The following is a 9,812-nucleotide window of genomic DNA, read 5'->3' on the forward strand; positions in this document are numbered from 1 at the left end:
CTTGTTGAGCAGATTAAAGATTTGGAATCCCAGTTGAAACGAAAGTTGGACGAAGATGAGGTTGGACAGCGCTTGCTGAGCATTCCCTGCGTCGGAACACTGACAGCGAGTACTATTTCAACTGAGATTGGCGACGGGAAGCAGTACGCCAGCAGCCGTGACTTTGCGGCGGCAACAGGGCTTGTACCTCGGCAGTACAGCACGGGAGGTAGGACGACATTGCTGGGAATTAGTAAGCGAGGTAATAAAAAGATCCGAACTTTGTTGGTTCAATGTGCCAGGGTATTCATACAAAAACTGGAACACCAGTCTGGCAAATTGGCCGATTGGGTCAGGGATTTACTGTGCCGGAAAAGCAACTTTGTCGTCACTTGTGCTCTGGCAAACAAGCTGGCCAGAATAGCCTGGGCCCTAACGGCACGACAGCAAACTTATGTAGCATAACGGCAGAAATACACCGGTTTAAAGAATTACTGATCTGGTTTTGCGAATACTGATATTGATGATACTAACGGCCCACCGGCCTGTTGAGGAACCTGTAAAACGGAAAGGCTCATTGAAGCCGTATATTTTCTGGAGGTTCATCAGGCGCGGAACTCATCAAGGCGCGGGAATAAAATCCCATTCAGACGCCGGATAGATTCAAGCAAGCCAACTTGTCGTCAAAATCGGTGTTGCAAAAACGGGAGTGACCATAGATTCCGTTTGCCAAGCGGCCCCCATATTGAATGGCTGACGGTACTGGATTTCGATGAGATAAAAATAGACCGTATTTTTATTGCCAATATTGATGACCCGGTGAAGCGAGCGCTACTTGTTTCTGTGGTGAAAGGGTTACGTGGTACTGGCAAACCACTGGTGTTTGAAGGGGTGGAAACGCCAGGACAGTTTGAATTCGTCCGTTCTCTTGGCCCCGGTTACCTAGTTCAGGGCTGGTATACCGGAAAACCCGAAACAATATCTGCGATGAATATTCAGGGTTAAAACGATACGGGGCCCGGCCCGTATCGGCAACCCGACCCGTCAGCGTATCGCTTTCTGTCTGAAGCCGGTTCAGGTCGGCTTCTATCTGCGCGATGCGGCGGGAGATTTATTCAGAACGACTGCCGAAGTTCATCCGGCGAATCTTATCCAGCTGCGCCTGCAGATGGTCTATTTCGCGCTCCCGGTCGGCCTGCTTTTCCAGCAGGGCGCGGTTCAGCGCTTCCTGTTCGGACAGGCGCTGTTTCAGCAGAAGGATGTCGTCAGGGGGAGGTGTTGTTCATAAGCCCGCATTTTACCAGGCTTATTCAACGACAACCAGGATAAAGAGGCCTACAACATGGTCAGGGACGTAAGCAGTCTTTTAGGCTGCCGCCAGTCGATGCCTTCCAGAAGCATTGCCAGCTGCGCCGGGGTCAGGAACACTTTGCCATCGCGGGCAGAGGGCCAGGCGAAGCGGCCGCGTTCCAGCCGTTTGGTCAGCAGGCACAGCCCGTCGCCGGTGGACCACAGCAGTTTGACCTTACTGCCGCTGCGGCCCCGGAAGATGAAGACATGGCCGGATATCGGGTCATCTTTCAGCATCGTCTGCACCTTTGCGGCGAGACCATTGAAGCCGTTGCGCATGTCGGTGATACCGGCAACCAGCCAGATTTTGGTGCCTGTTGGCAGGTGGTTATCACTTCCTTTATCTGTCCTGTGATGATCCTTATGACTTCGCCAGACTACTTCACCACACACATGGGTCTGCCAGATACCGGTTCGGGATGGATTTCCGCTTCTACGCTGAACACCGTCTTTAGAAGCTCTGGTTTCATCACTGCTTCCGGAGCACCTTGCGCCATCACGCGACCGCTTGCCAGTACCACCAGATGATCGCAATAGCGGCTGGCCTGATTCAGATCGTGGAGTACCGTCACTACGGTTTTCCCCTGCCTTTTGAGTTCAACCATCAGGCGCATCAGTTCAACCTGATGATTGATATCGAGGTAGGTCGTAGGCTCATCAAGAAGAATGAGTGGGGTATCCTGTGCCAGCACCATCGCCAGAAACGCACGCTGGCGCTGGCCGCCGGAAAGCTGGGTTAACCTGCGGTCAGCCAGATTGCGCGTCCGGGTCTGACTCATTGCCACGTTGACCCGCTCGTTGTCTTCCGCGGAGAGTCGCCCCCACAACGACAGCCACGGGCTGCGGCCGTAGGAAACCAGTTCCCGTACAGTGATCCCCTCGGGGGATAAATGGTGTTGCGGCAGTAAAGCCAGGCGGCGAGCCAGCTGGCGGGCGGAAAAACCGGCTATGGGTTTTTCATCAAGCAATATCTCGCCAGAGTCTGGTGTTAACAGGCGAGAAAAACAGTTCAACAGCGTCGATTTCCCGCAACCGTTAGGGCCGAGCAGGGCCGTGATTTTTCCGGCAGGCAGGGCGAGAGAAAGTCCATCCAGCACGGTTTGTGCGCCATAGCTGACGGTCAGATTTTCAGTACGTAATCTCATTTATCGCATTCTCACAAGCAGCCAGACAAACCACGGTGCGCCGATAATGGCGGTCAGCACGCCTGCCGGAAGCTCCAGCGGCGGATGAATGATTCGTGCCAGCAGATCGGCAATGACCAGCAACAACGCGCCCGTCAGGGCCGAAACGGGCATCAGCCAGCGGTGACGCCCGCCGGCGATCCTGCGCACCATGTGCGGCACGACGAGACCAATAAAACTTATCGGGCCACAGACGGCCACGCCGGTTGCTGTCATCGCGACAGCCAGCATCAGCCCCTGGAACCGGGTGCGCTGAACCGACACGCCGAGCGTGGCTGCTCGTGCATCGCCCAGCGCCAGCAGGTCGAGATCGCGACAAAAGCGCAGGCTCAGCGGCAAAAACAGAATGAGCAACGGCACGGCAATCTTCACAAAGTGCCAGTCGCGCCCCCATAAGCTACCCGTCAGCCACAGCAGGGCACTGTTTACATCCTGCGGGTGCAGGAGCATCAGGTAATCCGTCAGGCTCGCCCAGCAGGCGGAAAGCGCCACGCCGGTGAGCGCCAGCTTCATCGGCTGGTGGGTCTTTGCCAGCATCTTCAGCAAGATCAACCCCGCCATACCGCCCGCAAAGGCCAGCAGCGGCAGCACCATCACGGATAGTGATGGCATAAGAAGCAGTGCTCCCACAGAGGCAAGGCTGGCGGCATGGTTAATGCCGAGAATATCCGGTGATGCTAGCGGGTTACGCACAATCCCCTGTACCAGCACGCCCGCCACGGCGAGGGCTGCACCGACAAACAGTGCCAGCAGCAAGCGCGGCAGTCGGTACTCCATCAATACATAATAATGCTCGCGTCCGTCCTGCCAGTCGGTCAGCAGCGCGCGCCACGGCACGGGGATCACCCCCATATGGAGTGATAACAGCGCACAACCTGCCAGGGCAAGGGTGATGAAAATGACCAGCGCAATTTTCATCCTCGCCTCCTCACCAGCCAGACAAAGCAAGGACTGCCAATCAGCGCCAGCACTGCGCCTGCGGGCAGATCGCCGGGGAAGGCCAGCGCGCGTGCGAGTACATCTGCCATCAGCATCAGCGTGGCCCCCAGCAGCATGCTCACCGGCAGTACGTTGCGCTGATCGAAGCCTGCCCAGAAGCGCGCCAGATGTGGCACCAGCAGGCCGATAAACGCCACCGGACCTGCCACACTGACGCACGCGCCAACCAGAAGCAGCACTAACATATTGATGATCAAACGTAGTCTCGGCAGGTTCACTCCCAGCGTATGGGCGGTACTGTCGCTGACGTTGAGCAGGTTCAGTTGATTCGCCAGCAGCAACACGACAGGGACTGCAGTGACCACCACCGGCAAGAGCTGCCAGACATCCTGCCAGTGGGCGTGGGACACTCCGCCTGCCAGCCAGTAAAAGATGCCGTAAGCATGATCTTCGGCCAGCAGCAGGGTGATGCGGGTCAGGGCCATACAAAAGGCCGACAGCGCGATACCCGCGAGGATCAGTTTGTTTCTGTCCTGGGTATGACGAAACCCGCCTCCTGCGGTCATGACCAGCAGCCAGCTCACGCCGCCCCCGCATGCCGCGATGAACGACAGGGAATAGCCTGCAACCGGCGTCGGACTCAGCGCGCTGGTAAGCGCCATAGCCAGCGCCGCGCCGCTGTTAATGCCGAGCAGTGAAGGAGAGGCCATTGGGTTGTGGGTCAGGGTTTGCAGCAGCGTGCCCGCGAGCGCCAGGCTTGCGCCGATCAGAACGGCGACCAGGCTTCGCGGCAAACGAAGGTTTTGCACCAGCGCTTCTGGTAGCGTTGGCGTGTGTCCAGGCAGCAGGGCGCGGATTGCGTCTGCTCCGGAAACAGGAATGGCCGAGTAGCAAAACAGACTCAGCCAGAAAATAATAATAAGTACTGCAACGGGAAGCCCCCACAGCAGCACCGGGTGTTTTAGCGCGGTCATTTCACATCGGTAAGCGGCTGATGGTGGAAGATTTTTACCGTGTCAGCGGCAATACGCTCTGCGGCAAAAATACCGCGCATCCGCGCCCAGGCGTTACTGTCGACTGAAGCAACCTGCTGCTTCTGCGCGGCGGTTAATATCTGCCAGAGCGGATCTTGTTGCCAGCGTTTAACAATGCTCTCTTCGCGATAGTGGGCAACCAGCAGCCAGGCAGGATTGACCGCCAGCAGTTGCTCCAGGCCGATGGACGGCATGGACGCGCCCGCCATCGCAGCGGGAACGTTCAGCCCCAGAGAAGCCAGCACGCTGCCGGTCCAGGTCTCCTGGGTATGCAGGTTGAATAGCTGTTCGCGTGATGTGCCAAAGGCCACGCGTGTCCCTGTGGGAAGCTGGCTGGACCACTGCGCCATCTTCTCTTTATGTTGTTCCAGACGCGCCTGCATCTCTCGTTTTTTACCTACCACTTCGCCGATGATAGCCGCTGAGTGCAAATTTTCAGCGTAGGTTTCGTTGCGGGACTTAAGCAGCAGTACCGGCGCGATTTGCTGCAAGGCAGTGTAAATCCCCGCATGGCGACTGCTGTCGGCAATGATCAGGTCTGGTTTCAGGGCAGCAATGGCTTCCAGGCTCGGCTGCGCGCGCGTTCCGACGGACTGCCACGGTTTCAGGTGCGCACGCACTTCGGGCAGGATGCGTTTTGCATCGTTATCGTCGGCAATACCGATCGGGCTGACGTCCACGGCGGCCAGCGCATCGGCGAACGAGAGTTCCAGCACCACAATCCGTTGTGGCGTTTTATCGAGTGTAAACGTGCCGTGTTCGTCCTGAACCGTGGCGGCAAAGGCGTGGCCGATCACCAGCAGCAGGCCTGCAAAAAGAAAACGGATAAATGCCAACATAGTCACATTCCAGCTAAAAGCCCGGCAAGCCGGGCGTTAACACATCAGAACTTCAACGACCCCTGCATATACAGCGTGCGCGGCTGGCCTGCGTAGATGCCTTTGTTGTTGTCGTCATAAGAGCGGATGAAGTAGTCCTGGTCGAAGATGTTTTTCACACCGAACGCCAGGTTCAGATCTGCCATCTGCGGGCCAAAGTCATACGCCACGCGTGCGCCCCAGAGCATGAAGCCGGGAATGCGGCCGGTACTGCCGTCGGCGCTCTCTTTCACCGTATTGGCGTTATCCGCAAACTGGCTGGACTGGAAATCGCTGTTCAGATTGAACGTCCAGTTGCCCGGCTTGTAGTCCACGCCCAGCGTGCCTTTATGTTTCGGGGAGAATGGCACCTGATTGCCATAGGTGTCGCCTTTCTCGCGGATTTCCGCGTTCACATACGCATAGCTGGCGTAGACGGAAACGTTATCAAGCGTTGGCGTTAGCGTACCCAGGTCGTAACGTGCCTGCGTTTCCAGCCCGGTATGGCGCGTTTTGCCACGTGCAGTGACGGTGTCGTTGGTCTGGTTGGAGTCGTACTGATTGTTAAAGTTAATCAGGAACAGCCCCATTTCCGCCGTCAGCGCGCCGTCATCGTAGCGGGTACCGAGTTCCCAGGTTCGCGCTTTTTCCGGTTCCACATTGCCGCTTTGCACAGCCTTGCCAATCTGGCTGTACTGTACGGTGCCGAACGAGCCTTCAGTGTTTGCATAAAGATTCCAGCTATCAGTCAGGTGATAGAGCACGTTCAACGCCGGAAGCGGTGCGTTATAGCTCACCTCTTCGTGCGTGCCTTTGATGGCGTTGTTCTGGTATGACTCGATATGTTCGAAACGCATACCCGGCGTGATGGTCCAGTTGCCGATGTCGATTTTGTCATCCAGATACCAGGCGTGCGCCTCGGTGCCGGAACGCGTGTCGCGGTCGTAAGGGCTTGAGCCGGACGGCAACTGCCCGCTGCTGGTGGCGGTGTAGTAACGCATTTCATGCGTTGATTCATTCACATAGCGATAGCCCACGCCCACTTCGTGCGCGGAAGGGCCGATCATAAAGCTCTGGCTGTAGCGTGGCTCAATACCGCGCACCCAGTAGATACGCGGCGAGAGGGTGATGCGTTTGCCTTGCTCCAGGTAGCCGCTGCGCAGGGTTTGGGTGTAGAACCCCTGAATGTTGAATTTATGCTGGCTGTCCGGCTGGAACTGGTAGCCCAGGCTCGCCAGCTTGCGACGGCCCCAGAAGCGGTCATACGGGCGGGTGGATTGCCAGCGATCGGCGTCGTAATCCGCGCGGGACAGGCCGCCGGGCATGTCGGCTTCACCATCGTAATATTGCAGCAGGCTGTTGAAGGTGTGCACCTCATTCGGCGCATATTTGCTTTTCAGCATCAGGTCGTCGATGCGGGTGGCGCTGTGCTCGCGCCAGTCACTGCCGCGCGTGCCGGAGTAGAGCAGCGCGGTGCCAAAACCGTTGTCCGCTGTGCCGCCCACCATCAGGTTGTGCGTCTCTTTCGGGTTGTTTTGTGAAGAGGTTGGGCTGAGCTGACCTTCCACCCCCGCCTCGATACCAAAGTCCTGCGGAATGGCGCGGGTAACAAAGTTCACCACGCCGCCCACGCTCTGCGGTCCGTAACGCACCGCACCACCACCGCGCACCACGTCAATGGCATCCATGTTGCCGAGCGAAACGGGAGCCAGTGAAAGCTGCGGCTGACCGTAAGGGGCAAAGGGGACGGGGATGCCGTCCATCAGGACGGTCGAGCGGCTGGCGAGGCGTGGGTTCAGGCCCCGGATGCCAAAGTTCATCGCCAGGTCGTGGCTGCCGGTGCCGTTGTTTTCCGGCGCGCTGACGCCAGGGATGCGGTTAAGCACCTCACGCATGGTGGTTGCGCCGGTTTTGGCGAAATCCTCACGGCGGATCACGTCACGCGCGCCAGCATGTTCAAATACGTCGTTTTCACGCGCATCGCCCAGCCAGTCGCCGACCACGGTCAGGGCATCTTCTTTTGGCGCGGGCGCGGTCTCCAGCGTCCAGCTGTTATTTCTCAGCGGTTTTACCTGCAGTCCGCTGCCGTCCAGCAGTTGTTGCAGGCCGCTCTCGACGTCGTAATCTCCGTGCAGGCCGTTGCTCTGCTTGCCGCGCGTCAGGCTGGCGTCAACCGAGAGGGTAATTCCGCTGTGTGCGGCATACTGATTGAGCGCTTTGTCGAGCGATCCCGGTGCGATATCAACCTGTGCAGCAAAAGCGGAAAACGAGAGACCGGCCAGCGGCAGCAGGCTCAGGCGAATGGCGTTAACCAAAGGTGTTGTTTTACGAAAAACGCGTAACGGCGTCATACCTTCTCCATCATCATTTTTGTTGTGTTCAGCTATGAGTCGAACGAGAAGGGTAAAAAGGACAATCGAAATGAGAATTATTTTTCTTACAGCGGTGAAATGTTTATCCAGTACCGCGTAATAGACTGAATTTTAACGGGAAGCGTTTGAGCGATAACGTTCAGGATCGCATCGGTATTTTTCAGCGGGAACGTCCCGCTCAGGCGCAGCCCGGCAACGGCGGGATCGCAGCGCAGCACGCCGTTGCGGTAACGGCTTAGCGTGGCTATCACCTCACCCAGCGGTTTATCGCTGAAGCTCAGGATGCCCTTCGTCCAGCTTGTACTCTCGTCATCCAGCGGTTTCACTGCGCCAAACTCAGAGGCGCTGAACTGCAGGCTTTCACCAGCGTTCACGATGCGTTTTTGCGCGGGGGCACTGGCGAGAAGCACTTCCACGGCGTGCTGCTGCACGTCAAGCTGCGTGAAATTATCCTGCTGGCGGACGGTAAATTCTGTCCCTAAAGCGGTGAGTTGGCCCTGACGGGTCAGGACGCGGAAGGGGCGTTGCTGCGCATCTTTCGCGGTAGTAATGGCGATTTCACCGTACCAGAGCCGGACGGTGCGCTGATGCGCATCAAAACGCACATCCGCCGCGCTTTGGGTATTCAGCGTGAGCAGGGAGTCATCTTCCAGTTGCTGACGGCTGACTGCGCCTTTGGCGGTGCGGTAATCTGCCCGCAGACCTTCGCCGGTTTCCGACTGCCAGAGTTGCCAGCCTCCGCCAGCGCCGAGCAACAGCAGTAATCCTTTCATCACGTGACGGCGGGTGAGGCGGGTATCGTGCAGCGCCCGGCTGGCAACGTCGCCAGGCACACCGCCAAGCTGGTTGCGCAGGTTTTCAACCTGCTGCCAGGCCCACTGGTTATCCTGATCCTGTTCATACCACTGTTGCCAGCGCGCTTCCTGTTGTGGGCTGACGCGCTCGCCGCTTAGCACGGCATACCAGTGGGAAGCTGAACGCAGCGCCTGACGGCGGGAATCGGTTAACGAAGGATTCATAACCCATGCTCCAGACGAAACAGCAGGCAGTGCTCGACGGCTTTCGCCACGTATTTTTTCACGGAGCTGACGGAAACACCGAGTTTGTGCGCAATCTCGCTGTATGTCAGGCCATCCAGTTGCGAAAGCAGAAACGCTTCACGTGTTTTTCCGTTTAGCCCGTCCAGCATGCTGTCGACGAGTTGTAGGGTCTCGAGCTGGCTTTCGCGTTCCTCAGGTGAAGGCGCTACCCCCTCCGGCATAAGCGCCAGCATCTCCAGATACGCTTTTTCCAGCGCGTTTCGGCGAAACAGGTCCACCATCACGCGTTTGGCGATAGTGCACAGGAAAGAGCGAGGATCGCGGATCGTCGAGAGCGTTTCGCTGCTCATTACCCGCAAAAAAGTGTCCTGGGCAATGTCATCTGCATCAAAGGCAGACTGGAGTTTGCGCGTCAGCCAACTTTTCAACCAGCCGTGATGGGTGCCATAAAGCGACTCGAACGTTAAGGAAGCTGTGGAAGTGGCACGGTCAGACATGCGGAGTGCATCAAAAGTTAATTATCACGTAGCCATATTAATATGAGAATGGTTATCATTACAATTGGAAATAAAATTGTTTCCAATAAACATTTTTAACATGTTGTTTTTCTAAGTGTTATAAGGTAGGTATAAAATGGGATGGATCCTCTGCTTCTGGCATCTGTCGGTCAGAATGACATCATGATGTGGTCTGCTATTATTGACATCCTCCCCGCCCTTTAGGGCGGGGAGGATGTCAACTATGAGTGTTGCCTGAAATGTCGCCAGCCCCCGGTACAGCAGAAGTATCTCGGGCTTTCTGCGTTTGCTCCTGGTGGGTATGGCCCCCGCAAGCGGGGGTTATTGCTAACTGGGTAATGACTCAAAATTATTGATAGTGTTTTATGTTCAGATAATGCCCGATGACTTTGTCATGCAGCTCCACCGATTTTGTGAGCGACAGCGACTTCCGTCCCAGCCGTGCCAGGTGCTGCCTCAGATTCAGGTTATGCCGCTCAATTCGCTGCGTATATCGCTTGCTGATTACGTGCAGCTTTCCCTTCAGGCGGGATTCATAC

General features: G+C 56.9%; 10 protein-coding genes and 2 pseudogenes. 2 read left to right on the forward strand and 10 right to left on the reverse strand.

All coding sequences use genetic code 11. From position 1 onward, the window contains the following. Positions 1-444 (forward strand): annotated as a pseudogene (locus tag ACMWL8_RS24780) (IS110-like element IS4321 family transposase); the annotation flags it as partial. A gap of 261 nt (positions 445-705) precedes the next feature. Then, positions 706-984 (forward strand): EAL domain-containing protein, encoded by a 279-nt coding sequence (locus ACMWL8_RS24785; protein WP_007898884.1) that lies wholly within the window; start codon positions 706-708, stop codon positions 982-984. 22 nt (positions 985-1,006) lie between these two features. On the opposite strand, the pseudogene ACMWL8_RS24790 reads toward ACMWL8_RS24785, so the two are convergent. From ACMWL8_RS24790 to ACMWL8_RS24835, 10 genes and pseudogenes are all read right to left on the reverse strand, one after another. Continuing rightward, positions 1,007-1,265 (reverse strand): annotated as a pseudogene (locus ACMWL8_RS24790) (IS66 family transposase); the annotation flags it as partial. A 49-nt stretch (positions 1,266-1,314) separates the two neighbouring features. Beyond that, a complete protein-coding gene (tnpB, locus tag ACMWL8_RS24795) occupies positions 1,315-1,653 on the reverse strand; it encodes an IS66 family insertion sequence element accessory protein TnpB (RefSeq protein WP_028018554.1) in 339 nt (112 codons plus the stop codon). 53 nt (positions 1,654-1,706) lie between these two features. After that, the gene (fecE, locus tag ACMWL8_RS24800; protein WP_004152282.1) at positions 1,707-2,474 is read right to left on the reverse strand and encodes a Fe(3+) dicitrate ABC transporter ATP-binding protein FecE; all 768 of its coding nucleotides are present in this window, start codon (positions 2,472-2,474) and stop codon (positions 1,707-1,709) included. Then, positions 2,475-3,431 carry a Fe(3+) dicitrate ABC transporter permease subunit FecD gene (gene fecD, locus ACMWL8_RS24805; RefSeq protein WP_004118246.1) on the reverse strand — a complete coding sequence of 319 codons (957 nt, stop codon included), beginning with the start codon at positions 3,429-3,431 and terminating at the stop codon, positions 2,475-2,477. Then, positions 3,428-4,426 carry an iron-dicitrate ABC transporter permease FecC gene (gene fecC, locus ACMWL8_RS24810; RefSeq protein WP_004118243.1) on the reverse strand — a complete coding sequence of 333 codons (999 nt, stop codon included), beginning with the start codon at positions 4,424-4,426 and terminating at the stop codon, positions 3,428-3,430. Before fecC ends, fecD begins: the two co-directional genes overlap by 4 nt. Beyond that, positions 4,423-5,325 (reverse strand): Fe(3+) dicitrate ABC transporter substrate-binding protein FecB, encoded by a 903-nt coding sequence (gene fecB, locus ACMWL8_RS24815; RefSeq protein WP_007898890.1) that lies wholly within the window; start codon positions 5,323-5,325, stop codon positions 4,423-4,425. Before fecB ends, fecC begins: the two co-directional genes overlap by 4 nt. A 44-nt stretch (positions 5,326-5,369) precedes the next feature. Beyond that, positions 5,370-7,694 (reverse strand): TonB-dependent Fe(3+) dicitrate receptor FecA, encoded by a 2,325-nt coding sequence (gene fecA / locus ACMWL8_RS24820; protein WP_022652364.1) that lies wholly within the window; start codon positions 7,692-7,694, stop codon positions 5,370-5,372. An 86-nt stretch (positions 7,695-7,780) separates the two neighbouring features. Further along, complete coding sequence (gene fecR, locus ACMWL8_RS24825; protein WP_023304425.1) at positions 7,781-8,734, reverse strand: ferric citrate uptake sigma factor regulator FecR; 954 nt, start codon at positions 8,732-8,734, stop codon at positions 7,781-7,783. After that, positions 8,731-9,252, reverse strand: a complete 522-nt coding sequence (gene fecI, locus ACMWL8_RS24830) for an RNA polymerase sigma factor FecI (protein WP_016151347.1) — start codon at positions 9,250-9,252, stop codon at positions 8,731-8,733. Before fecI ends, fecR begins: the two co-directional genes overlap by 4 nt. A 370-nt stretch (positions 9,253-9,622) precedes the next feature. After that, on the reverse strand, positions 9,623-9,812 hold a 190-nt coding region (locus ACMWL8_RS24835; RefSeq protein ID WP_242013471.1), incomplete at its 5' end, for an IS1 family transposase.

This window comes from Enterobacter sp. 04-C-12-SI-ECC, assembly GCF_047530715.1.
Taxonomy (GTDB): domain Bacteria; phylum Pseudomonadota; class Gammaproteobacteria; order Enterobacterales; family Enterobacteriaceae; genus Enterobacter; species Enterobacter bugandensis.

Bases quoted from the DNA above. Each gene is read 5' to 3' on its own strand.
- fecI (WP_016151347.1), bottom strand. From the start codon at position 9,252: ATGTCTGACCGTGCCACTTCCACAGCTTCCTTAACGTTCGAGTCGCTT.
- fecC (WP_004118243.1), bottom strand. From the start codon at position 4,426: ATGACCGCGCTAAAACACCCGGTGCTGCTGTGGGGGCTTCCCGTTGCA.
- fecE (WP_004152282.1), bottom strand. From the start codon at position 2,474: ATGAGATTACGTACTGAAAATCTGACCGTCAGCTATGGCGCACAAACC.
- fecB (WP_007898890.1), bottom strand. From the start codon at position 5,325: ATGTTGGCATTTATCCGTTTTCTTTTTGCAGGCCTGCTGCTGGTGATC.
- fecR (WP_023304425.1), bottom strand. From the start codon at position 8,734: ATGAATCCTTCGTTAACCGATTCCCGCCGTCAGGCGCTGCGTTCAGCT.
- fecD (WP_004118246.1), bottom strand. From the start codon at position 3,431: ATGAAAATTGCGCTGGTCATTTTCATCACCCTTGCCCTGGCAGGTTGT.
- fecA (WP_022652364.1), bottom strand. From the start codon at position 7,694: ATGACGCCGTTACGCGTTTTTCGTAAAACAACACCTTTGGTTAACGCC.